Source organism: Chitinophaga sp. SYP-B3965 (assembly GCF_009647655.1).
Classification (GTDB): Bacteria; Bacteroidota; Bacteroidia; order Chitinophagales; family Chitinophagaceae; genus Chitinophaga.
In genome coordinates this window covers 1-23,935 of the sequence record NZ_WJFD01000001.1, presented here as the reverse complement: position 1 = coordinate 23,935, position 23,935 = coordinate 1, and the positions used below count along the sequence as shown (strand labels likewise).

General features: G+C 44.1%; 18 protein-coding genes. 10 read left to right on the top strand and 8 right to left on the bottom strand.

Annotation, left to right across the window (positions count from 1 at the left end; all coding sequences use genetic code 11):
• Positions 1 to 3: 3 nt before the first annotated feature.
• Together GFS24_RS00090 and GFS24_RS00085 are read right to left on the bottom strand one after the other, a co-directional pair.
• Entirely contained in the window at positions 4 to 2,799 is a 2,796-nt protein-coding gene (locus GFS24_RS00090; RefSeq protein ID WP_153657536.1) for a TonB-dependent receptor, read from the bottom strand.
• A 185-nt stretch (positions 2,800 to 2,984) separates the two neighbouring features.
• On the bottom strand, positions 2,985 to 4,526 hold the full coding sequence (locus GFS24_RS00085) for a tetratricopeptide repeat protein (protein WP_153657535.1): 1,542 nt from the start codon (positions 4,524 to 4,526) through the stop codon (positions 2,985 to 2,987).
• 182 nt (positions 4,527 to 4,708) lie between these two features.
• On the opposite strand from GFS24_RS00085, the gene GFS24_RS00080 reads away from it, so the two are divergent.
• From GFS24_RS00080 to bla, 4 genes are all read left to right on the top strand, one after another.
• Entirely contained in the window at positions 4,709 to 5,944 is a 1,236-nt protein-coding gene (locus GFS24_RS00080) for a sensor histidine kinase KdpD (RefSeq protein WP_173002913.1), read from the top strand.
• A 122-nt stretch (positions 5,945 to 6,066) separates the two neighbouring features.
• Complete coding sequence (locus GFS24_RS00075) at positions 6,067 to 6,846, top strand: DUF5602 domain-containing protein (RefSeq protein WP_153657533.1); 780 nt, start codon at positions 6,067 to 6,069, stop codon at positions 6,844 to 6,846.
• 4 nt (positions 6,847 to 6,850) lie between these two features.
• Entirely contained in the window at positions 6,851 to 7,528 is a 678-nt protein-coding gene (locus GFS24_RS00070) for a hemerythrin domain-containing protein (protein WP_173002912.1), read from the top strand.
• Positions 7,529 to 7,609: 81 nt separating this feature from the next.
• Positions 7,610 to 8,443, top strand: coding sequence for a subclass B3 metallo-beta-lactamase (gene bla, locus GFS24_RS00065; protein ID WP_153657531.1), 834 nt, complete (start codon positions 7,610 to 7,612; stop codon positions 8,441 to 8,443).
• Positions 8,444 to 8,540: 97 nt separating this feature from the next.
• Here bla and GFS24_RS00060 read toward each other — a convergent pair whose 3' ends face one another.
• Positions 8,541 to 9,731 (bottom strand): copper amine oxidase, encoded by a 1,191-nt coding sequence (locus tag GFS24_RS00060; RefSeq protein WP_153657530.1) that lies wholly within the window; start codon positions 9,729 to 9,731, stop codon positions 8,541 to 8,543.
• 225 nt (positions 9,732 to 9,956) lie between these two features.
• Between GFS24_RS00060 and GFS24_RS00055 the strand changes: the two genes are divergently transcribed.
• Genes GFS24_RS00055 through GFS24_RS00045 form a run of 3 tightly spaced genes read left to right on the top strand, consistent with a single transcriptional unit; the run spans position 9,957 to position 11,805 of the window.
• Positions 9,957 to 10,490: a carboxymuconolactone decarboxylase family protein gene (locus GFS24_RS00055; protein ID WP_153657529.1), complete on the top strand. Its 534-nt coding sequence runs from the start codon at positions 9,957 to 9,959 to the stop codon at positions 10,488 to 10,490.
• Positions 10,491 to 10,501: 11 nt separating this feature from the next.
• Positions 10,502 to 10,903, top strand: coding sequence for a nuclear transport factor 2 family protein (locus tag GFS24_RS00050; RefSeq protein ID WP_153657528.1), 402 nt, complete (start codon positions 10,502 to 10,504; stop codon positions 10,901 to 10,903).
• Between the two features lie 11 nt (positions 10,904 to 10,914).
• A complete protein-coding gene (locus GFS24_RS00045) occupies positions 10,915 to 11,805 on the top strand; it encodes an AraC family transcriptional regulator (RefSeq protein WP_153657527.1) in 891 nt (296 codons plus the stop codon).
• 221 nt (positions 11,806 to 12,026) lie between these two features.
• Here GFS24_RS00045 and GFS24_RS00040 read toward each other — a convergent pair whose 3' ends face one another.
• The 4 genes from GFS24_RS00040 to GFS24_RS00025 form a co-directional block, all read right to left on the bottom strand.
• Positions 12,027 to 13,115 carry a glycoside hydrolase family 99-like domain-containing protein gene (locus GFS24_RS00040; protein WP_153657526.1) on the bottom strand — a complete coding sequence of 363 codons (1,089 nt, stop codon included), beginning with the start codon at positions 13,113 to 13,115 and terminating at the stop codon, positions 12,027 to 12,029.
• A 7-nt stretch (positions 13,116 to 13,122) separates the two neighbouring features.
• Entirely contained in the window at positions 13,123 to 14,847 is a 1,725-nt protein-coding gene (locus tag GFS24_RS00035; RefSeq protein WP_153657525.1) for a SusD/RagB family nutrient-binding outer membrane lipoprotein, read from the bottom strand.
• Positions 14,848 to 14,857: 10 nt separating this feature from the next.
• A complete protein-coding gene (locus tag GFS24_RS00030; protein WP_153657524.1) occupies positions 14,858 to 18,106 on the bottom strand; it encodes a SusC/RagA family TonB-linked outer membrane protein in 3,249 nt (1,082 codons plus the stop codon).
• A 117-nt stretch (positions 18,107 to 18,223) separates the two neighbouring features.
• On the bottom strand, positions 18,224 to 20,692 hold the full coding sequence (locus GFS24_RS00025; protein ID WP_153657523.1) for a galactose oxidase: 2,469 nt from the start codon (positions 20,690 to 20,692) through the stop codon (positions 18,224 to 18,226).
• A 157-nt stretch (positions 20,693 to 20,849) separates the two neighbouring features.
• Between GFS24_RS00025 and GFS24_RS00020 the strand changes: the two genes are divergently transcribed.
• Positions 20,850 to 21,266: a carbohydrate-binding protein gene (locus GFS24_RS00020; RefSeq protein ID WP_153657522.1), complete on the top strand. Its 417-nt coding sequence runs from the start codon at positions 20,850 to 20,852 to the stop codon at positions 21,264 to 21,266.
• A gap of 117 nt (positions 21,267 to 21,383) precedes the next feature.
• Positions 21,384 to 22,349 (top strand): glycoside hydrolase family 43 protein, encoded by a 966-nt coding sequence (locus GFS24_RS00015; protein WP_153657521.1) that lies wholly within the window; start codon positions 21,384 to 21,386, stop codon positions 22,347 to 22,349.
• Here the strand turns inward: GFS24_RS00015 and GFS24_RS00010 are convergent, their stop codons facing one another.
• On the bottom strand, positions 22,350 to 22,595 hold the full coding sequence (locus GFS24_RS00010; RefSeq protein ID WP_153657520.1) for a hypothetical protein: 246 nt from the start codon (positions 22,593 to 22,595) through the stop codon (positions 22,350 to 22,352).
• A gap of 282 nt (positions 22,596 to 22,877) precedes the next feature.
• Between GFS24_RS00010 and GFS24_RS00005 the strand changes: the two genes are divergently transcribed.
• On the top strand, positions 22,878 to 23,426 hold the full coding sequence (locus GFS24_RS00005; protein WP_153657519.1) for an RNA polymerase sigma factor: 549 nt from the start codon (positions 22,878 to 22,880) through the stop codon (positions 23,424 to 23,426).
• Positions 23,427 to 23,935 lie beyond the last annotated feature (509 nt).

The window sequence follows — 23,935 nt, the reverse complement described above, 5'->3', positions numbered from 1 at the left end:
TTTTTATAAGTCAAACTTAAAACCAAAATTGTAACGCGGACGATAGAACTCCATTTGCATCGTCCTGTCTGATGCGCCCTGATAGTAACGCAGGGGCTGATTGGTCAGGTTGTTTGCTTCTGCAAATACGCGTAATTGTTTGGTTATTTTGTACGATGCGTTGGCATCCAGGAAAAATTGTTTGTCGTAGTACACATCATCAAATTCATCTCCACCCAGTTCATTCAGGTAAGCAGCAGCATAGTTGCCGGAGATCCTCGCAGAGAAACGTTTGTTCTCATAAGAAAGCGAAGCATTGAACATATGCGGTGCAGTACCCGGGAAGGTAGCGCCATCACGCTTTTCACCATCTCCGTTATACACACCGTCTGCTTTTGATTTGGTGAAAGTGTAGTTCAGATAGATACCTATACCTTTGAACAACTGACGTTGCAGCGCTACTTCAAAACCATATACTTTCACGTTATCTCCATTCCTTGCTTGTTTGTAAGTCCAACGGTCGCCAGCTGGCACAGGGTTCTTTTCACCGGGATATTCTGCGGCGAACTTCTCTGTAGAATATTGCTGATCACTGTAAGTGTAAATGAAATCGTTGATGTTCTTGTAGAACACGCCAGCTGAAAGGATCCCTACGGATTTGAAATAGTATTCTCCCATCAGGTCGAAGTTCCAGGCATAAGCTGCTTTCAGGTTAGGATTACCTGCGCTCAGTTCTTCATCTTCCACAATGCTGCTGATATAAGGAGCAATATCGTAGTAGTTTGGACGGGCGATGGAAGTAGTAGCTGCGAGGCGCAGTACCAGTTCATTGCTTGCATTGTATTTGAATGTGATACCCGGTAATACATTCAGGTAACTGTTCTTTACACTGCGTACACCTTCCAGGTCTTCTTCTTCCTCTACAATGTTTCCTTTGTAATCGATGCTGGTATTCTCAAAACGCACACCGGAAATCATGGAGAGTTTGGAAGATAAGTCCTGATCCCAGCGAACATAACCGGCTGTGATGGTTTCTTTGGCGCTGAAGTTCTCTGCGAGGTATTCAGAAGGATCTGTTTCTTTATCAAACAAAGCAGGATCGTTTAATTTCAAACCACCGAGGTAAGTATTCACGATAAAAGTACCGGGTACATATTTAGCACCTGGTGCAAAACCCTTCCCGTCAAAGGAAATAGAAGGCATGGTGCTGAGGTCTCCGAAATCAGAAGTGGGTTCGTATTCGTAGAAGATATTATCACGTTTCTTTTCTTTCAGACGTAATCTTCCACCTATACGTAAACGGCCTTTTTGTTGTGGCAGGATGCTGAAAGGGAAACGGATATTCAGTTTCAGACCCAGTTCATCTTCTTTGGTATAATCAGAGTTCTCTGTAACGGAATTGAATTCGAAATCTGAATTAGATGTACCCGTGCTGGTAGCCAGCGGAAAACGGATATCGGAGAGGTTTAATTGTACGGGCACATCTTCTGCTTCGTAAGCGATGTAACGTTCATTAGGGGTATTCTCTACGGCAGTGGAATAACTGGCACCCCAGTCCAGGTCTACTTTACTACCCAATAAATGTTCACCTCTCAGGGAGTAGTTCTGTACTTTACGCTCTTCCAGCCTTCTGCTTTTGCCCCGGTCACTATCGATACCGCCTTTTGTTTCGCGGGATAAAGAACCTACATAACCAGTGAGCTGATCATTGGCATCATATTCCGGTTCAATGTCCTCAATGCTCAATGCATAACGGTTTTCCCGGTCGTAGTGCCAGTTGTACATAGCATTGGCATAAATGGTATTTTTGGCATTGAACTTATAATCCAGTGCAGCAGAGAGACTTCTGCGGATACGTTGTACATTATATTGACGAACCTGGATCTCTTCTGTGTACACTTTATCCATATCATCTTTCGCCCAAACGGCCTCTACGTTATCAGAACCGTAATCATTGTTATTGTAAGATGCACTCAGTACGGCACCCAGTTTATTCTGGAAGAAACGGTTCCCCAATACCAGCGAACCGGTGTATAATGGTTTATTACGGATGGGATTCAATCCACCGGATAATGTTGCGGAAACACGCGGGCCATTTGGTGCGGCACGGGTTACCAGATTTACAGAACCGCCAATAGCGTCTGCATCCATATCCGGGGTTAAAGTTTTATTTACTTCAATGGTCTGTACCATATCAGAAGGGATAATATCCAATTGCACACGGCGGTTATCTCCGTCCGCAGAGGGTATCCGGTCTCCGTTCAGCGTTACTGAGTTCAGTTCAGGCGCTAATCCGCGAATGATGATATCACGTGCTTCACCCTGGTCGTTCTGCATGGTGATGCCGGGAATACGTTTGATGGCGTCTCCAATATTCGCATCAGGAAAACGGCCGATCTGGTCCGCAGATACGATATTGGTTACATTGGGATTATTCTTTTGCTGGTTCAGGGCTTTGGCCTGACCTCTCAAACGATCTCCCACGATCAGTACTTCTTTCCCCACAACACCACCGGCTTCCAGTTTAAAGTTCACGTCTGCAGTCTTACCTGCGGTCACCGTTACTTCCTGGGAAGCTTTTTCGTAACCGATGTAAGTGATCTCCAGGGTATAGGTACCGGCGGGTACGCTCAGGAATTCGAACCTCCCCTGCTGGTTGGACACGGTATAGTGATTACCGGGTTTTAATTTTAAGGTAGCTCCTGGCAGGTTTAAGTGCTGGTTTTTATCTACTACATGCCCGGTAACAAGACCGGTACCCTGTGCATAGGATGCTATGCTTAAACAGGAAAAGATAATTGCTGATAAAAGTTTTTTCATTCGGTAAGTCTTTTTTCGACTTCACAAATATGCCTTTGGAAGGGGCCTGAAATCAAATTTCCACCGTGAACAAAAAGGATACAGGCGTTTCCAGAGCGTGAACAAAGCGGTAACAGCATAGTATTAAACGATTGATTATCAGTATTAATAGCCGTTACAAAATGCCTGTTAAGTTAACGTTACCACTATAACGACTGTATGAAAACCGACAAACTTTCCCCCTGCGGCAGGTTCAATTTTTTGCGGAGACGATAGCGCACCACCCTTAAACTGTCCATTGAGATACCTAACAGGGTGGCAATATCTCCGGAGGCCAGGTTCATTTTTAATAAGGCTACCAGGCGGAGGTCGTTTGCTGTGAGGTTTTCACTGTATTCCCGGAGTTTGTCGAAGAAGGCCTGGTGTACCTGTTCAAAAATCCCCCGGAATTCATCCCAATGCTGATCATGATTAAAATTCTGGTTGATCTGCGATTGCAATTGTTTCAATTGTTTCTTCTGGTCCCGGCGGTCTTCTTTTACCATGTCGTCCAGCTTTTGGTGTAGTTCTTCCAATAGCTGGTTCTTCTGTATAATATGGAGGGTGTGGGTGCTCAGTTCTTTTGAGCGGACTTCCAGTTCCTGTTTCAGGTTAAATTCTGCCAGCGCAGCATTGTGGATCTTGAGCCGCTGGCGGCTGATAATGAGCATGGCCATGATAACCAGCAGGATCCCTACTATTACAATGGCGCCAATGATATTACGGGTATTGCGCAATCCTGCGATCTCGTTATTCTTCTTTTCTATGTCGTACATAGTTTGCAGGAGGGCTACCTGGCGGCCGTTTTCCTGGGAATAGATCTGCAGGAGATGATACCGGCTGAGTTCCAGGTAATGATAGGCGCTGTCATTGTTGCCCATCAGATTATAAGATTTAGCTATGTCGCGATAGGCACTGCAGATCTGGTATTGCTCATTTACTTTCAGGGCCAGTGCAAGGGCATTACGGGTTTGGAGCAGGCCATCCTGATAACGGCCGGTTTTGCGGAAAACATCGCCCAGGTTGTTAAAGATCTCAATACAGGCAACGGAATCGCCGGTTTGCTGGTTGAGTGCAAGGGCCTGGCGGAAATACTGGGCGGCAGAATCATATCGTTCCTGGTCCTCATGGATGCTGCCGATGTTTTCATAGATCTTGGCCATGCCGGTATGGTTATCTATCTGAAGGTATTGGGCCAGTGCCAGCCGCTGGTAATAAAAAGCACTGTCGTAGAGCTGTTGTTTTTCATATGAGTGGCCGATCTTGCCATAAGTAAAGGCTATTCCCTCCTTTTGCTGCGCTTTATTATAGATATTGAGCGCTTCATTGTATTGATCCCGGGCCAAAAAGGGCTGACGGTTATAATAATATAAGGTGCCGATGTCGTTCAGATTTTCTGCGCGCAACATTTCTTTACCCTGTTGCTTGAAAAGTTTACCGGCCTGTAAATGATAATCCAGGGCCTGGGGATAGTGGCCGAGGTGATAACAGAATTGGCCCATTTGCCGGAGGTATAGTGCGGCAGCTGTTATGTCACCTTTCTCCATAGCTTTGCCAGCTGCATCTTTCAGGGCAAGGAAAGAAGAATCGGCAGATGGCCGGGCTTGCCCTGACTGGTGAATAATGAAGGTTTTTTCCTCCTGTGCCAGCAGATGGAGTGCGGCGGAAAACAGCAGCAAACCTGTTAAAACAAATCGTAATAAGAGCATAGTCAACAATAATCCAGCAAAGAAAAGGTTCTAATGTTATGTTATTATTAAGGAGCGGGTTTGAAAATCATTTATTTTGATCATTATCTTTGCACCCTATGTCTGAACATCCCTTTAACCGTGTCCAGAAGACTATAACCAACAATTTTTCACAAATTCTAAACATCGGTATACATCCCGGCATGCCTTTTATTGAGGCAAGGCGGACAAAATTGCTCAACCTGCTGGCTGTGCCCTGGATCCCTATGATGCTCATGTTTGCTGTGCTCAATATATTCCAGGGCAGGTATCCGCTCAGCGTTATTAATATTCTAAATGCAGCGGGCAGCCTTACGGTGCTCTTTCTGCACAAACGGCAATCCTACTTAAGTGCCCGCCTTTTACTCATTATATACAGCATTATCCTTTATACGCTTTCCGGGTTTTTCTATCATAATGGTACGGAGTACTTCCTATTGAACATCCTGATCATTACGGTGCTGGTGTATGATAATAAATGGATCGTGATCAGTCTTTCCCTGCTGATCATAGCCTGCATGGTACTTGTTTTGTTCCCGCCCTATCTGTGGGAACCGGATGTGCCTGTACCGGACAGGCGGTTATGGGGCAATGTGGTCTGTGCGATGACCTTTATCATACTGGCCCTCACTTATTACAAACAGGTGCATGCGGATTACCAGCAGGAAAAAGAAAATCAACGGCAGGCACTGGCAGCTATGAACCGTGATAAAGAGAAACTCTTTTCCATCATTGCACATGATATCCGCGGGCCGCTTGCTACACTGGAATTGTTACTGGATATGTTCCAGAAGGGAGAATATGGAGAAATGGATATGCGCGAAGCAGCCGTAGAACTACATAAAAAAGTAGGACAGCTCGGCGGCACACTGGATAACTTGCTGCGATGGAGTGCAGGACAAATGAAAGGTATCCGTGCGCAACCAGAGAACTTTAACCTCGCGCCACTAACAGCGGAAGTACTGCAATTCTTTGAATCTGGTATTGAAGAAAAAAGACTTTCTATCGATATTAAACTGGCAGATTCTATTTCCGTTTATGCAGATAAAGACCAGGTAGCGGTGATCCTCCGCAACCTTTTGAGCAATGCCATTAAATTCAGTCATCCCGGCGGAAGGATCTATTTCAGTGTAAGTTCCGCAGCCGGTATGATCCATATACAGGTGACTGACGAAGGGGTCGGTATCCCTCCTGATAAGTTGAACCAGTTATTTTCTTTCCAGGCTAAACCAGGTTATGGTACCAGCGGAGAAAGAGGCAGCGGGCTCGGGCTGATGCTTTGCCATGAATTTGCTGTGCAGAATGGCGGGCAGTTACAAGTGAAGAGCAGCAATGGAAGTGGCAGTACTTTTACGGTGCAATTACCGGAAGGACGGATCAAAGGTTTTAGTTTGTCATAATACAAAATTGAAGTTTCATACATAAAAAACGACAGTTAATACATTCATCGCTTTCTTTACGGCGATAATATGACAAGTTTTGTGGTGTAATAAATCAAAACTATTCACCCCAAAATTCAATTATGAAAAGAATCGTAATTAGCACGCTCTCTCTTGCCATGCTGATGTTTGTTGCCTGTAAAAAGGACCCAACGGAAAACAAAGATGTATTTAACGGACCTGAAGTAAACATGGGCAATGGTAAAGCCTGGGCCTGGGTAAAAATGGATGCACAGCAAAAACCACAAGCCCTCGGTATTTCTCTTACACCTGCTGCACTTGTTAATCTCCCCCAGGGCGGAGAAGGCCATGCACATGAAAGTGCTTTTACCCTTCGGTTACCTGCCCAGAAACAGCTCACACCATTTGATCATGTAGTGGTGAATTGGAATCCTAATGGTCATGAGCCACTGAATATTTATGGCATACCACATTTTGATTTCCACTACTACATGGAATCTGAGGCTTATGTAGATGCCATCCCTACTTATGTACAGGCACCTGCAGATTTTGACAATGCACCAGCCGCTGATTATTTCCATCCGGATTATTTTTCTCCTCCAGGTGGTGAACCAAAAATGGGAAGGCACTGGGTGGACGTCACCTCTCCTGAGCTCAATCCGCAAAACCCGGTTCCTTTTACGGAAACCTTTATCGTAGGTAGTTTCAAAGGAAAAGTATTGTTCTATGAGCCGATGATCACAAAACAGTTCGTTGAAGCGCAGAACAATTTTGAAAAAACTATCAAGGTACCTGCAAAATTTGAGCGGGATGGTTATTATCCTACCAAATACAGGATCGTTAAAACAGGTAAAACTATCGACATTATCCTGGAAGGATTTGTACATCGTCAGAAATCATAAGACCATGCGTTATAATATTTTCAATCAGATCCATAAAGGTCTCAGGGCAATGCTGTATGATACTGCACTCCGTATCCAGCAAACGGATTTTGCACAGGAAGAGCAGGCTACTGCTACTATCCTGCAACTGGAGAAAGTGCTGTTCTACTTTGATCAGCATGCGGATCATGAGGATGAATTTATCCTGCCGGCGGTTAGGAAACATGCCAGGTTACTGGTGGAAGAGCTAGAGAGCGAACATGTAACGGATCATGCATTGTCCCATAGTTTGAATAAGCATATCAAAGAGTGGCGGTCTTCTTTAAATGAGGGAGTGAAAAGAAATGCAGGGTTACATATGTTATATGACTTCAATTCCTTCATTGCGTTCAATCTCTATCATATGAACAAGGAAGAGCTGTTGTTTAACCAGGTGTTATGGGAATATTATACGGATGAGGAGATCTTCCTGATAGAACATGCATTGATCACTACTATACCACCTGATGTCCTTATAGATGAAAGCCGCTGGATCATGCGGGGGATCAATAATGAAGAAGTTATCAGCTGGTTGAATGGTGTGAAGAATAATGCGCCGCCGGAAGCGTTTGCTGTTTTTATGACGTTAGCAGAGGAAGAGTTGTCTGTTAACAGGTTGAAAGATGTGCAGGCTTCGTTGACGGAAGGAGCCTTGCTTGCTTAGTTCAGTTTAATTAACCCCAAGAAAATAAAGCCCATCCTGCTTGTGCGGGGTGGGCTTGTTTTTTTTTATCTTTACTATGTTATGCTTAAAAAATTATTATCCATTACGTTACTGCTGTTGAGCAGCCTCTTCTCTAATGCTCAATCTTTTCCTGACAACTGGACATCGGATTACACGCCATTCAGGATTGCAGGGAACCTGTATTATGTAGGCACTTATGATCTGGCCTGTTACCTTATTACTACGCCGAAGGGGCATATACTTATCAATACAGGTGCGCCGGGATCTGTTCCCATGATCCGTTCGCATGTGGAGACGTTGGGGTTTAAGTTTGCTGATATAAAAATATTGCTGACTACGCATGCGCATATTGATCATGTTGGTGGAATGGCGGAGGTGAAGAAATTAACGGGGGCTAAGATGATGATCAATGAGAAGGATGCGGAGGTATTGGCAGATGGAGGGAAATCTGATTATGTGCTGGGGAGTGCATTCCAATTCGAACCTGTTAAAGCGGATCGTTTGTTGTTTGATGGGGATACATTGGCTTTGGGAGGGATGCATGTTATCATGTTACACCATCCGGGGCATACTAAAGGGGCCAGTAGTTTTTTATTTACGGTTGATTCTTACCGGGTGTTGATTGCGAATATGCCTTCCATTCTTGATGATACTAAGCTTTCTGGTATGCCGCGTTATCCGGAGGTGGGTAAGGATTATGCTTATACGCTGGATGCAATGAAGAATCTGAAATTTGATCTTTGGCTTTCTTCTCATGCCAGTCAGTTTAAGTTGCAGGAGAAGCATAAGGCAGGGGATGGTTATAGTCCTGAGGTGTTTAGGGATCAGAAGGGGTATGATGCTGCGTTGAATGAATTGCAGAAGGCGTATGATAAGAAGCTTGGTGAGAAGTGAGTATTTTTTATTGAATATATTTTACCCTCTTCAAAAATAAAGAACCCGCGCCACTACCGTGGGGCGGGTTCTTTATTTTATATTGACCACCTGTTTTTTACTTCAGATCAACGGGAATAAAGATCAGTGGTGTTGGTAAGCAGGAGGCGCCGGGAGGGGAATAGGTTAGACGAATGGTTTGTTCTTCTCCGTTGGCTGCTGGTTTAAAGACCTGGATCAGGATGGCTTCGGGGGCTTGTTTTGTTACCAGCCTGTCACTGGGGAGTTGGATGATGCCCTCTTTGAATTTGCCATCGCTTACTACCATCGTATTGGCCATTCCTCCACACCATTGGTTATTGCCACTGCGGGAATTCCATGTTACTAACGCTAAGCCTTTACCGTCTGTGCTCTTCCACTTCATTTCAATATAATACATCACACCGTAGTTACCTGCTAAAGTTGCCACGCCCGGGGTATTCTTTTCTTTTCCTGATACCCATGGATCATTATCGCCATCTGCTACGATGATCTCTTTCACACCTTCTTTTGTATCGTATACACTGTCTGTGATTATCCGGTAATTGCTTACACCAAATACTCCACGGCCTGCATTATGGCCATTTGGTGGCACTATTGTTTTGATGCGGCTCAGGGCTTTAGGGCCGGATGTATTGAGATCTGTTTGAAGAATGCTGATCTCGCCGGGTTGGTCTATCGTGAATTCATAGAAACCATGTACCAGCTCATCATACTTCGTTATGTACTTTTCCAGCTTTTCGTCGATGGCAATGACTTGTCCGGGTTTTACAGTGCGGATGGTGTTTTGTGGGCTGGAAGCGAAATAATCTGCCAGCCCCTGCTTACCAACCTGGTAATAATTGGTGCTGGGTTTCTGAGAGGAATATTTCAACATACGGATATGCATATCAGCGGTACCATTGTTCTTAATAACAGCGGTGATCCTGCGATCTATTTTGGCGGGTTCTTTTACCCCGTTCACGTTATATACATATAATCTGACAGCCCCTGGCTGTACCGGCTCCTGTAATGCAATGGCTTCCGGCACACGGATATATTCCGGATCGTCTGAGATCACATGCTGTGGACCAGGTAAAACCACTTTCTGGTAACCGATGTTCTGGATCTTTTCCGTCAGAAAATCCGGTAATTCTACAATACTGCCCTGCCGGGTCTTCAAAATAGCCTGCTGCAATTCGGGCTTCAATTCCTGCTGCGCTTGTGCCTGCAGGCCAATTGCGGCCATTGTACAAGTGAACAAAAGCGGCTTCCAGTTTGGTTGCTTCATATATTTTATAAGTTTGGCTCTACACGTGGTTCTTTCAATTATTTAATTGAATGACCAAACTTAATAATTATTTTTATTAACTGCACTATGTTTTTAAAATAAATATTAAACAGTCAATTCTCCTCCCTCCTTTAGCTAGGAAAAATCATCCATCCCCTGGCGTCATTTCTCCATTTTCCCGCTGCTGTTTTAGGGGCAACTTTGTGGTATCAAAAACAAAAAATCATGACAACGTTTAAAGTTCCTGTTAGAGAAGAAGTTTCCGCAGCTAGTCAGCAAAGCTTTGATACCCTGAAAAAAGTACTGGGTATGGTTCCTAATCTTTATGCTACTATGGCTTATTCAGACAATGCCTTAAGCAAGTTCCTGACTTTCCAGAATGCTCCCACTTCCCTTTCCAACAAAGAAAAAGAGGCGGTGAACCTGATCGTGAGCCAGATCAATGGATGTAAATATTGCCTGAGCGCTCACACCATGCTGGGCAAAATGAATGGTTTTACAGATGAAGAGATCATCCTGATCCGCAAAGGTGGCAGCAGCATTCCCAAAATAAATGCCCTGGTACAAATGGCGAAGGATGTTACGGAGAACAAAGGTCATGTAACTCCTGAAAAACTGGATGCTTTCTTTGAGGCGGGTTACACCAAGGGTAATCTTGTAGACCTTATCTTGCTGGTGGGCGATAAAACAATCATGAACTATCTCCATAACCTGACGGATATAGCTATCGATTTCCCTCTTGCTCCTGAATTAAATTAAAACATTTTGATATGATCAAGCCTCCTTTCACTTACGAAACAGCCCTGCAAAAGGTGCAACTGGCAGAAGATGCCTGGAACAGTAAAGATCCTGAAAAGGTATGCCTGGCCTATTCCATAGACACGGAATGGCGCAACAGAACGGATTTTATCAATGGACGGGAGCAGGTGAAAGCTTTCCTCCAAAAGAAATGGGAACGGGAACTGGATTACCGCCTGAAAAAAGAACTCTGGGGATTCCGGGAGAACAGGATGGCGGTTCGTTTTGAATATGAATGGCATGATAAGGATGGGCAATGGTTTCGCAGTTATGGTAATGAAATGTGGGAGTTTGATGAAGAAGGATTGATGCGGAAACGCTTTGCCAGTATCAATGATCTTGCGATCTCAGCGGAGGAACGAAAGTTTAAATAGCGTAAATTGCCATGATGTCTGCATATACTTACACGCTGATCAATCAGCTATCTAAACACCTGGCTTTTAAGGTGACCACTTTGGAAGATAGTACTCACTTGCAGGAAATGCAACGGATGAGTTATTATACCATGATCCTGATCACGGAAGGGGAAGCGAAATTGCATGCAGAATTGTCTACGTACGATGTGAAGGAGAATGAATTAGTTTGCCTGACACTTTATCAACCGTTTCAGTTGGTTCAAATGCAGGATTGCAAAGGATTCGTGATCCATTTTCATCCGGATTTCTTCTGTATCTATAAACATCATAATGAGGTAGCTTGTAATGGTATCCTTTTCAACAATATCTATCAGCCGCCTTATCATGACCTCTCGCCTGCTGAAACGGCGAAATTGTTGGTGCTTATTGAACAGATGCGGGAGGAATTGAAGGAAGAAGCGCTCGCACAGCATGAACTGCTTTCTTCTTATCTGAAAATATTTCTGATCACGGCTTCCCGTTCAAGGCTTGAGTTTACTGGTGAGACGCGTGTTCAGGGGGAATTGCCGGAAGGGCCTTTTGTGTTGCAGAAGTTGAAGGATGCGATTGAGGCGAATTTTAAGGAGAAACATTCTGCTAGTGATTATGCGAGTTTGCTCAATATTTCTGCGAAAGCGTTGGCGAAGATCACGAAAACGCATTTTAATAAAACATTGACGAGTATGATCTCTGAGAGGATCATTAGTGAGGCGAAGCGGGAGTTGTATCTCACCTCCAAGCCGGTGAAGGCGATTGCTTTTGAGTTGGGGTTTGGGGATGAGTATTACTTCTCGCGGTTTTTTAAGAATAATGTGAATGTTTCGCCGCAGGTGTATAGGAGTAATGTGGGGTTTGCGAGGGCTGAGGGGGGATTGAATTAGTTTTTTTGGCAAGGAGCTTGCCGCGCAGCAAAGGGCGGAGATTTTTTTTCTTTTAAGGAGGGATTTCTTTTTGGGGGATCAAGGGTTTCTTTTATAAAAAGGCTGAGGCTTTTTTTCTTTTGGAGGGATCAATGATTTTCTTCCATTAAAAAAATTAAAGCAAAAGGCTGACCAATTGGTCAGCCTTTTGCTTTTCTATTTCTTTGCGGGTATAACTCGCCTTATTTCTTGAACTGCGTTCTTATAATATCTAAATATAACTCACCATAGCTTTTGGCCGGTTCTATTTGCAGGTCTTCATCCCATTTATTGAATGAATCAATCAGGATCAGCTTGTTGGTTGTGCTGGCATTCATTTTGGCTACGTTGCACATTTTTTTGAACATCTCGCCGTTATCTTTTCTTTCTACGTTGGGATTGAGGCTTGTGGGAGCGGTTATAAGCCAGCTGTAGGCCGGGAATACATTCGCTACGTAATCTACATTCCAGTTATCCTTGTAATACTTTTTGGAATACTTCCAGTTCTCGTTGATCATTTGCGGCAACAGGTAGAACCTGTCATATGCATCAGGGCGGAAGTTCTGGTGATAGATGGCATCCACGCAACCTTCGTAACGGAAAAAGTAACGGGCCGGAGGCGTCCATCTGTCCTGCATACCTACTATGTAAACGTCAAAACCTTTTGCTTTTAGGCGTGCACGGAGTGTCGTGTAGATGGCTTTGTTGTTATCAGAAAATAAATTCTGGGCATTGGTGATGTAGAGCAACTTCTTGCCAGCGACCTCCATGTACTGGGGGCTGCTGAAGAGATAGGCCAGCCTTTCAAAATCCTGGAAGAACTGTTCCAGTTTCAGGGCATCCTTTTCTAAAGGCGCAGTGGCAGTTATACCGTATGTTCCGTTATTCAGGTTATAAGTAACTGCAAACTTTACAGTGGAAGCGGCTGAATTATCCAGGTAAGATTTAATGATGGTGGAATCTCTTTTGAATGCACCATTATCCCTCAATGCAGAACGGGCTGAGAAGAGGAAATAATCTATTCCTGCCTTGGTAGCATATTCCAGGTGTTTTGTCATAATAGCGGGCTGGATCACACCATTGGGCATGGTGTACTTTCCAACAACCGGCTCTTCTTTTATATTGGCATTGAAACTACCCAGTTCATAATAGAAAGCACCTACGGTATAGTTCTCCGTAACGGGTACTTCCGGGATCTCGTAATTCAGAAAATGATCTTCTGCTTTAGGGCCATCATCCTTAGTACAAGCTGCCAGGGAGATCATTGCCGCGTATATCAATAGCTTCTTCATCATTCAATTATTTATAAGTTCTGATAAGGGTGTAAGCAATCCCATTGTTCTGCAGGGATTGAATAGTGGTACCATACCAATGTTGCACGAATCCAAAATTCAATACAGCGGTTTGGGTATTCCAGTCTTTGGTAGGAAGTGGCTGCAGGAAGTTCAGGTTTACATACGGACTTCTTTCATCACCACCCAGTTTACCTACTGCATCATTATATCCCGGTGCATTATAGTTAAGCACGGTAGTTGGATATACCCATCTGTTAGGCAATAAAGAAAACGTAGCATTGATAAACTGATTAGCCGGATTGGTATGTGGTGGGAATTCCAGCACACGCGTTCTTCTTTCCAGGCACCAGGTATCAAAACCGCCATCAGGATAGTAGTTGATCCATTGCTGCAGCCAGATCTTAAACATATCGTCTGTCGGGATATTGGTATTCACGAGGCCCAGGTAGTTATAATATCCGGTAGCTGCTGTGCCGAATTTCACACCGTTTTGATTCTTATAGTTTGTGGCCGCAGTTCCTGTAATGCCCCAGGTGGCGAAGTTGGCGTCTATACCGGCATTATAATATTGCTCTGCTGTTTGCGCTCCGCCCAGTCCCAGCAGTTTTGCTTCTGCTTTCATGAACATGGCTTCTGCATATGATAGATGGATGAAAGGTTTTTCTGCGGCGAAGACTAATTTTTTAGGATCAGAGTAGGTAAGGATATTCAGGCCACCCACCGGATCACTTGTTAAACCCCATCCTGGTAATAACCGTGGCGCTTTGGGATAACCGAAATACGGGATCCTGTAAGTGACGATACGGAGGGAATCGTCCAATGTGCTGGTGAGCGTATCCTGTAAGAGGTAACGGTTGATAGCAGGAACGGAATCGTAGTAAGCAACCAAACGCGGATCATTGTAAGAACGGAACCAGGTGAAGATATAATCACTCATCTTGGGGGCTATATCCGTTGTAAATGAATTTCGCACGTACCGGATAAAGTAAGGGCTCTGATTACCGTCGATGTTCTCATAAGCCATCTTCGCTGTTTCCGTTTCTGCACTAATGGTATTCGCTTCCGTTTGCATTACTTCCGTGATGTGTGTGGTGGCTACTGCTCCCAGGTTCTTCTGGCAGCGCAGTGCGATCTTCAAACGGAGGGTGTTGGCAAATTTCTTCCATTTAACCAGATCACCGGCATATAATACATCGTAGCTTAGTTTATCTTTTGTAACATCTATTTTATCACCTGCTTCTTTCAACATGGTGAGGATAGCTGTGTACACATCATTTTCATCATCAAAAAGGATGGATGAACCAGCTTCGGGACTTAATGCATTCTTCATCGGAATAGGACCATAAGTGCCTACCAGGATAGAATATACATAAGCCTGCCAGATACGGCCTATTTGTATTTTGTTGACGAAAGCTTCTGTAGTGCCGTATTTTTTATCCAGCTGATTCAGGTTACCCAGGATCTCTACATAAGATTGCTCCCAGAAACCATCTGATCCTACACCATAACGGGAGGAGCCTCCACCAATGCATAAGAGATGCGAAGAGGTCCAATGATATTCCATGTTGGCAGTGGCCAGGATATCGCTGGTTCTTTTGATGGAGCCGGCAATGATCGCTTCCGGCGTGGCATTTTCAAACTGGTTCGGATTAATATTTGTTCTGTTAAAAGACTTTGTACAGGAAAAGCCTGTTAACATGATGATAAGCAGATAACACAGATTTTTCATGTTCCGATTTTTAGAAATTAAACTTCAGGTCCACACCGTAAGTAGCATAAGGGAAAGATCCTCCCTGCTCAATACCCTGCGCGTTGCCGGTTGTATTGGCGGCTTCAGGATCAATACCTCTGGGCGTATGTTTCATGATGGTCCAGAGATTCCTTCCTATCAATGCTACTCTTGCTCCTCTGATGAATTTGTTCCGGAACCAGTTGCTGGAAAAGTTGTAGCCCATCACTACTTCACTTAAGCGGATATTGGAAGCGTCGAAGAGGTTATTCCCCATGTCGTTATCCATATTCTGCCAGTAGGCTTGTGGTGATTGCCAGGATTCATTTGGTTTGAGGGCAACGTATCTTCCGTCTTTTCCAATAACGGGAGCACCCTGTGCATTGAGTACGGGATTGTAACCTGGGTATTTAATACCTTTTGCCCTGTCTTTATCGCGGTAAGCGTTTCCAAATAAACCAATACCATTCTGTTCATCTCCTGATTCGCCTAAGATGAGACTGCTATAGTAGAAGTCTTCACGGCCAAGCAAACTTTGAATGGTGTTACCGGTAACGTTGGCTTTGTGATTGGAAACGGAATAAATATCTCCTCCCCATTTCACGGTCACGAGGAAGCTGAGGTCAAAACCTTTGTATTTAAAAGTGTTACCGATAGATCCTATCCAATCAGGACGGAAGTTTCCGAGATAACCATTGGTTTCAAAGTATGGACGGCCAGTGGTGATATTTATCATCATGGTATCGCCGGAATAGTAAGCAGCATTTCCTCTCAATACACCATAAGGTTTACCTACTTCTGCGTTGGAGGTCATCACATACCAGCTGCCTAATGTATAACGGTTCACACCAGGTGTGAGGGATACTACCAGGTTGTTATTCTTAGACCAGTTCAACAACACATCCCAGGAGAACTTTTTAGATTTGATGGGCGTGGCTTTGATGGATAATTCAACACCGGTGTTCTGGATCTCTCCTGCATTTACGATCTCTTCTGTGAAACCAGATTCGCGGGCTACCTGTGCACGCATGATCTGATCTACGGTGTTTGATCTGTACACAGAGGTTGAGATGCTAATGCGATCTTTGAAGAAAGAAAGGTCCATCCCTATTTCACGCGAAGTAGTTCGTTCTGGCTTCAGTGTAGGGTTCTTACGCAGGTTCTCAAAATCCAGCCATGGGTTACCGAGGAATAAACCTCCGTAGTTAAACATGGATTGTAAGGAGTAAGCACCTGCATCATTACCTACCCTTGCCCAGGAAGCACGTAGTTTACCATAGCTGATGATATCCTGCTCTTCCGGAAGGAATTGTGTGAACAGGAAACTACCGCTTACAGAAGGGTAAAAGAAAGTACGGTTTGCTTCAGGCAGTGTGGATGACCAGTCGTTACGACTGGTAACATCTAAAAACAGGAAATCACGGTAGCCTAGTGTTACGGAACCGTATACAGAATGCACTTTGTTGCGGTTCAGGTTTTCCTGCGCTACAGGATAGGCATTACTGTTTGCGATGCTGGGCATGTCGTGATTGAGGAGAGAAGAAACACTCTGCTGGCGGAACAACTGGTTGCCCGACATGAAGTTGGCACCCAGGTTGGCATTCAGACTAAATTCTTTCCCCCATTTCTTTGTGTACATGAACAAACCTTCTGTGTTCCAGGTCTGGTTCTGCTGGGTGAACTGGGAATAAGAACCCAGTTTACTCTGGCGGGAACCAGGTTCTCTGTAAACGAAACCGCTACCAAAAGTGAGGTCTGTGGAGATCTGGCCGCGGAACTTCAATCCTTCCATCAGATCTATTGTGAGGGTGGTTCCTCCTATTACACGGTGTTTGATATCTTCGTTTTCATTTTCGTAGATGGCCCAATAGGGATTTTCATATCCATCTCCCTGTGCGCCATAAGAAAAAGCATTACCGGCGGCATCTCTCCATGGTGTGAGTGCTTTTTCATCGATACTACGCAACATGTAGATATAAGCGTTCATGGGACTTTGAGGGTCCATGTTACGGAACGTGCGGTTCTTTACTTTATCCAATGTGTACATCAGGCGGGCATCAAGATTTACTTTTTTACCCAGTCTGCGGCTGCTGTTAAGATTGAAGTTGTGTTTTTTGCGCACGTTCTGTTTTGCCAGCACATCATTTCCATCTGTATAAGTGTAGGAAGCACGGAAGTTTGATCTCTCGTCGGACTTACCTACCGATACATTGGTAACATTGGTGAAGCTGCTTTGATAAAGGTCTTTGATATTGTTAGGCTGTGGGTAATATCCGTGCGGTTTGCCGGAATAGTCATTGTAAGGCTGGCCTAACATGGGTGATCCCCAGCTGCGGGTACCTGCTCCCATATTGATGGCATTTGTACCGGGCACAATGTTATTGGTGTTCTGTACGGTGCGGAATGCATTTCCTTCTCCGTACACATTCTGGTAAGCGGGGTATTCAGAGATGGTGTACCACATCATGTTCTGATTTACACTTACACCGAGGGAGCCGTCTTCCTTGCTCTTTCCTTTTTTGGTGGTGATGAGGATGGCGCCGTTTGCTGCTTTGGAGCCATAGAGGGCAGCAGCGTTCGGACCTTTCAGTACTTCGATGTTGGCAATGTCGTCCGGGTTGAGGTCTGCGGCGCCGTTTCCATAATCCAGGTTGTTACGGCCATCTCCCATAGAGTTGTCGATGGGAACTCCATCTACTACCCAGAGGGGTTGGTTATTACCTGTGATGGAATTGTCTCCACGGATCACGATCCGCACGGAACCGGTTGGCTGGCCTGATGTGGTTACCTGCATACCGGATACTTTTCCGGCGAGCGCAGCAGCAATGTTCACATCGCGGGCTTCGGTAAGGCGTTCCGGATCGATGGATTGCTGAGAATAACCGATGGTTTTACTTTGCCGGGATAATCCCAATGCCGAAACTACTTCCACATCTTTCAGTTTCACAGCGTTCCTCAGCAGGGAAAAATTGAGGGTGGTGACGCCGATCACCGGAGATTCTTTGGGGAAGTATCCTGTGTAGCTGGCTACCAGGATATTTTTTGACTGGTCAGGAACCTGGATCGTATAAGATCCGTCGTCCAGAGAAAGTACGCCGGTGCCGGTACCTTTAATGTACACTGCCGCACCTGGGAGTGGTTGATTGTTTTCGTCCAGTACTTTTCCTTTCACTGTCGCTTTTTGGGCAAATGCAAAGGCAGGAAGTAACAGGAACGATAAATAAATGCTAAGATTCCGGGATAAGGATCTCTTTTTCATCGTGGAAGCGTTTCGTGGAAAATAATATTCTACAAAGTAAGAGGGACGGGCTTAACAGGGGGTTTAATAAAGGATTAACCCGGTAATTAATTTCCTGACTGCTAACTAATTAATACATTAATGGAGGATCTCATTAAAGCTTTGCGGGAAATCTTCGTCGTACATATGCCGGTAGTCTTTGGCAAATTTCTCATAGGTATTCCTGGCAATGGAGTGACGGCCAAGGGCGTTCAGGTTCTTACATTTCATTTGCAGGGCCTGTTCATTGACCTGGTCAAAATTAAAGATGGCGTTGGCGATCTCGATAAGTAGTTCAGCATCAGTTAAGGTAGAGGCCGCGTATATTAATACATCGAGTACTTTACCGGAGATGTCTGATTTAATATCATCCAGCCAGGTATATTCCGTTTGGTGGAGAAAGGCACCCCGACTGACTATCTGCAGGAGCTGCCTGATCTGGTCTTTATTGATACCTTCCCTGTTTTGGGCCAACTGGTAAAAGAGGGCCAGGTCTATATAAATTTCTTCCGGTGAATATTGGAATACCCACTTGCCGGATTCTTTCTTAAAGGAACAATTGCCCAGTTTCTCCAAAATGGTTTTCAACTTGAGCATATTAACGGACCGATTATTTTTGGCCGCCTTGTCTGATTTATCATTCCAGAGGATCTCATTGAGGTTTTCCACAGAAATGCCATGTCCGTATTTTATGGAGTAGATCCCTATTAATAAGAACAGTTCTTTTAATAATGGCGTGAGCTGACGGGTGATGTCAGCGCCTTCTGCATCCGTTACACTGAAATTGCCGAAGAGGTAAACGGATGGGAGACCTTTTTCTTTGACGACCTTTTCTTCCTGAACTGGTACTATTGCTTTGGTCCTTTTCTTTCTTTCTCTTTTTCTGACAGAGAGCCAGAGGGCAAAGGCCAGTAATAATAAACCTACAGGGTAATACCACCAGTTCACTTTTACTGCTGCGTTAGAACGAACAGGTGCTGTGAGTGCATTAGGCGGGAAAGAGATGGTGTAGATCTTTACTTCTGTGGATTTATTATTCTCTGTTAATAAGGTGACGGCTACCAGTTTTTTACTGTTTGCACAATAATAGAGGTCTGCGTACGAGCGGGTATCTTTAAAATCGTAGGGGATGGTATCTCCGAGTGTCTCATATTTATTGTTATCCAGGGAGCCTTTGATCAGTTGCAGCCTGGAATCAAAACGATCGTTCGGGAAAGTGAGTGCATAATAGTGCTGATCCTGTAAAATCATGGAATTCGCAAACAAGAATGCTTCTTTGGGCGGATCGAGTGTGAATATTTTTTTGATGGTGCGTGCTTTGGGATCAAATTGCAGAAGGTCGTACAGGTATTTTGGATTGAGGATCTGTTCTCCTGTGGTGCTTCCGTAACCACCTAATATATATACATCGTTTCCTTTTGTTCCTAATGCGGCGAGGTATCTTGGGGTGTAGGGATCACCTTTCACGGGTATGCTGTCCCATTGATGAGAAGCAAAGTTATAGGTGCTGATCTTGTTCTTGTAAGTGAGCTGGCCGTATCCGCCTAACAAATAAAGGTAACCTTCGGCAAAGAATTTATTGGCGTGCCAGTATTCTGTTACGTCTGCTGCGGTAAAAGGCTGTTCCCAGGTTTGTTGTTCATCATTGAATACGGTGACCCATTTCTTATCAGGAAAAATATTGTGCAGCTGATGGGTTTCCGGGTGTACGAAAGCCAGGCTTCCTCTTAACAGGAAATGTTCCGGTGAATGGATACCGGTTGTTTGTGTAACACCATTCTTTACCTGGAAACGGTAAATAGAATCCTGTGCGATGATCACCACTTCTTCTTTTGCGGCGTCGAAATCTATTGTGGCATTCCCTTTAACTACTTTGGCATATACAGATTGCCATTGCTGGTAGAGGGGAGTGATCCAGACGGGATTGGTTACATTGGCTTTTTTATCCCTGAGACTATCTATAGATACATTCCCTTTTGTTTCTCTTAAGGGCCAGAAGTATTTCGGTTGCTGATCTACGGAGATACCGATGTTGCGGATCTGCATGGGTGGCAGGTCTGTTGACTTGAATTCCGGTTCGTTGCAAACCCCGAAGATCATGCGGAAGCAATCGTCTTTCAGTTCAGCTTTTGCTTTGCTGGTGAGTTTGCCGTTTACATATAAAGAGATCTCTCCTTTATTAACCCGTAGTTTGAAATGATGCCATTTGTCGGCCAGGCTGGCGCTGTCTATAATAAAACCGATGCCGGTCATGGATTCTCCGAAAACGACATTGAATCCTCCCTGTCTGGGACTGTAGAGGAGATCGATATTCTGTTGCCGGGCATTGATGAGCCGGAAAACGTAGCCAAAATAAACGGGGTGTTCCGGTAGAAATGAGAGGTCGAAATCCAGTTCAAAATCATCTCCCAGGCATTGGGGAGTTCCGGCGCCCAAATCCAGCGAAGTTCTTTTTTCCTGCACTACTTCAAATGAAGAAAAGATCAACCCATGGGATTGAGCATAGGAGGCTTTGATGAAAAGCAGGCTGAAAACAACAAAAAGAAGTCCTTTTACTACAGATTTCATGACGATGGAACAAAGCGCAGTGGCGATCTTCGTTCTTTGGTTGATTAGGATTTATGGCAGAAAGATAAATGTTTTTTTAATAATGGCATAGATACATCTGAAACTAAGTATTATTAATTATCTTTATGTAATAAAAATTAGAAATCGTACATAACCTATGAAGCCTCTTGTTTTAGCTGCAATTGTAGCTATATCCATTTTCTTTGCTTTCCCGGCAAGAGGTCAGCTCGTTCCTGCAGGTGAACCCAGGGATCCGGAGACGAAGTACCTCATGAAGGATGGCACCTATCTGGGATTCCGGCAGGTGAACCTGAGCATGGGGGAAATTGGGTTTGAGGTTACTATTTCGAGTAATATTAAGGGGAAGGGGTCTCCTACCCTGGAATTCAGGATAGATAAGCCCAGGGGGAAAAAGATAGGTACTTTGAAGATCCCTGATACGGCGGATACTACTTTTAACATAAAACTTACGGGGCAATTAAGGCATGCGATGGGGGTGCATGATCTTTTTTTGGTGGCCAAGGGTAGCGGGGAGTTTCAGATCTTCGGGTTTGCTTTTATCAGGAATTACTGATTTTTTGGGCTTACGGCTGAATTTTTAGGTCTTACGACTATACGGAATTACTGAGTTTTTGGGCCTACGACTATACGGAATTACTGAATTGGCCTTATATTTCGGAAATTTTGCACGATGAAGCGTATTTTCCTGTGGGCCATTTTAGCTGTTATGACTACTTCCGCCTCCGCACAAAAGGCGGGGAATCCAGTTTTCCCGGGCTGGTATGCAGATCCGGAGGGTATTATCTTTAACAAACAATATTGGATCTACCCTACTTTTTCCGCTCCTTATAATCAACAGGTGTTCTTTGACGCCTTCTCCTCCCCTGACCTTATTAAATGGACAAAACACAGCCGCATACTGGATACCAGTGCTATCAAGTGGGCTAAACGTGCCATGTGGGCTCCTTCTATTATAGAAAAAGACAAAAAGTATTACCTCTTCTTTGGGGCTAACGATATCCAGAAGGATTCCGAACTGGGTGGTATAGGCGTTGCCGTGGCCGATAAACCACAGGGGCCTTATAAAGATCACCTGGGCAAACCACTGGTCGATAAATTTCATAACAAGGCCCAGCCGATCGACCAGTTTGTGTTCCATGATAAAGATGGACAGTATTACCTGATCTATGGTGGCTGGCGGCATTGTAATATCGCCAAACTGAATAAAGATTTTACAGGATTCCAACCCTTTGAGGATGGCAGTACATTTAAAGAGATCACCCCGGAGAAATATGTAGAAGGACCGTTTATGTTCATTAAAGATGGCAAGTATTATTTCATGTGGTCTGAAGGTGGCTGGACGGGGCCTGATTATAGTGTGTCTTATGCTATTGCGGATTCCCCACTGGGGCCGTTTAAGCGGATAGGCAAGATCCTTCAGCAGGATGCTTCCATTGCTAATGGGGCAGGGCATCATTCTGTGATCAGTGTACCGAAGGATAACAGCTGGTACATTGTCTACCACAGGAGGCCTTTAACGGAAAAAGGGGCTAATTCCAGGGAAACCTGTATTGAGAGGATGTATTTTGATGAGCAGGGGTTGATCAAACCGGTGGTGATCACGAGGGAAGGGGTGGATAGGAATCGGTTGAAGTAATTAGCGCATATTCTTTTGTGCCAGCATGAGCTGGTATTTTACGTTTATCTGTAAAGCGGCATCACCCAGATCTGTTTTTTTCATCAGATCAAGTGCTTTATCGTTGGGGTGTTTTTGCACTTCTGTTTGCATGGCCCTTGCCTCGCTGCTGGAAGCCAGTACTTGTTGTAATACAGCCTCTTCCGTTTCGGAAATCAAACTGTAATGCTTTCTAATGAGCAGGTCAAGTATTTCGTTTTTATCCATATGACCGGGGTTATTCGAGAATAAGATCAATTTTAACAACGAGAGGGGGAATGATTTGCATAAAAGAGCGTTTGATTAACATATACATGCCAGTTATGCCTCTCAAAACAACCTTTTTCTTCCGGCTTGTTAACTAGTCCTTAACAGCCTATGGCATCGTAATAAAGTGCAGATTTTGTAATATTACAGGGATGATGTTTCATCTTATACCAGGATCTACACTTTTTCTCCAGCTGTGCTTAACTCTAAACCATTAAATTTTACTCCAGCAACTGTTAGCACATGGACGACAATATTATTGTACAGGAACTGCATAATAAAAACATGGAGGCTTTTACCTGGATGTATGAGAAATACTACAAGGTACTCTGGGCACATGCAGATTATATTCTGAAAGACACTGTTGAAGCTGAAGAAGCTGTACAGGATGTGTTTTGCAAATTGCTGGATTTTAAAGGATGGGGGAATGTGAAAAATCTGAAATCCTATCTGAATACTTCACTGCGTAATTACTGTCTTAATATACTGGAGAAGAATAAAAAATCTTACGAGAAGAAAATGAATTTTTCCCGTGTGATGATCTCTGATACCTGGGAAACTCCGGACCTGCATGATGCGAGGCAGGTTGATCGGAAATTGCAGAAATTATTATCTCATTTGAGTCCTCAGCGGTTGAGGGCTTTTCATCTTGTTTACCAGGAAGGGATGTCTTATGAAGAGGCAGCGGATTTTTTGGGGATCAGTAAGAATAGTATTAAGACGCATATTAAACTTGGGCTTCGTGTGTTAAGGAATTTCGGGCCTTTCTTCTTTATTTTCTATCTGAATTAATATTCTGTACTTAAACTGCAATAATGCCTGGCCTTGGCCAGGCTTTTTTTTATGGTATAGGCTGAGGGTTTGCCGCGCAGCAAAGGGCGGTTTTTTATTTTTTAGGGGGGAGGTGTTTTTTTGGGAAGGAGTTTTTCTTTTTGAGAAGGTGTTTTTCTTTTGGAGACGGTTTTCTTTTTTTTGAAAAGAGATTTTTTCCTTTAGATGAGATCTTCTTTTTAGGGAGAAGGCTTCCTGAAGATGAAGAAAGGATTCTTTGTGATGAGGGTTGAGTTAAATAAAAAACTAACTGCTGAAGTGAGTGACCTTTAGATTTGTATGGATAAAATAATGGATTAAATTGAAGGAAAGAGATGGGGTGAACTAAGTGAGTGACTGGGCTGGAGGCCCATGTTGTGTATTAGTCCCCATCTCATTTCCCTTCAGTTGACGCGCTCTGTTTAGAATATCAGGCGGGCAAGCCTGTTAAAGGTCTTAGAGGCAGTCAACCATTTTTAAAGATCAAATCT

Coding starts and splice junctions, on each gene's coding strand:
- GFS24_RS00090 (WP_153657536.1), bottom strand. CDS start 2,799: ATGAAAAAACTTTTATCAGCAATTATCTTTTCCTGTTTAAGCATAGCA.
- GFS24_RS00085 (WP_153657535.1), bottom strand. CDS start 4,526: ATGCTCTTATTACGATTTGTTTTAACAGGTTTGCTGCTGTTTTCCGCC.
- GFS24_RS00080 (WP_173002913.1), top strand. CDS start 4,709: ATGCCTTTTATTGAGGCAAGGCGGACAAAATTGCTCAACCTGCTGGCT.
- GFS24_RS00075 (WP_153657533.1), top strand. CDS start 6,067: ATGAAAAGAATCGTAATTAGCACGCTCTCTCTTGCCATGCTGATGTTT.
- GFS24_RS00070 (WP_173002912.1), top strand. CDS start 6,851: ATGCGTTATAATATTTTCAATCAGATCCATAAAGGTCTCAGGGCAATG.
- bla (WP_153657531.1), top strand. CDS start 7,610: ATGCTTAAAAAATTATTATCCATTACGTTACTGCTGTTGAGCAGCCTC.
- GFS24_RS00060 (WP_153657530.1), bottom strand. CDS start 9,731: ATGAAGCAACCAAACTGGAAGCCGCTTTTGTTCACTTGTACAATGGCC.
- GFS24_RS00055 (WP_153657529.1), top strand. CDS start 9,957: ATGACAACGTTTAAAGTTCCTGTTAGAGAAGAAGTTTCCGCAGCTAGT.
- GFS24_RS00050 (WP_153657528.1), top strand. CDS start 10,502: ATGATCAAGCCTCCTTTCACTTACGAAACAGCCCTGCAAAAGGTGCAA.
- GFS24_RS00045 (WP_153657527.1), top strand. CDS start 10,915: ATGATGTCTGCATATACTTACACGCTGATCAATCAGCTATCTAAACAC.
- GFS24_RS00040 (WP_153657526.1), bottom strand. CDS start 13,115: ATGAAGAAGCTATTGATATACGCGGCAATGATCTCCCTGGCAGCTTGT.
- GFS24_RS00035 (WP_153657525.1), bottom strand. CDS start 14,847: ATGAAAAATCTGTGTTATCTGCTTATCATCATGTTAACAGGCTTTTCC.
- GFS24_RS00030 (WP_153657524.1), bottom strand. CDS start 18,106: ATGAAAAAGAGATCCTTATCCCGGAATCTTAGCATTTATTTATCGTTC.
- GFS24_RS00025 (WP_153657523.1), bottom strand. CDS start 20,692: ATGAAATCTGTAGTAAAAGGACTTCTTTTTGTTGTTTTCAGCCTGCTT.
- GFS24_RS00020 (WP_153657522.1), top strand. CDS start 20,850: ATGAAGCCTCTTGTTTTAGCTGCAATTGTAGCTATATCCATTTTCTTT.
- GFS24_RS00015 (WP_153657521.1), top strand. CDS start 21,384: ATGAAGCGTATTTTCCTGTGGGCCATTTTAGCTGTTATGACTACTTCC.
- GFS24_RS00010 (WP_153657520.1), bottom strand. CDS start 22,595: ATGGATAAAAACGAAATACTTGACCTGCTCATTAGAAAGCATTACAGT.
- GFS24_RS00005 (WP_153657519.1), top strand. CDS start 22,878: ATGGACGACAATATTATTGTACAGGAACTGCATAATAAAAACATGGAG.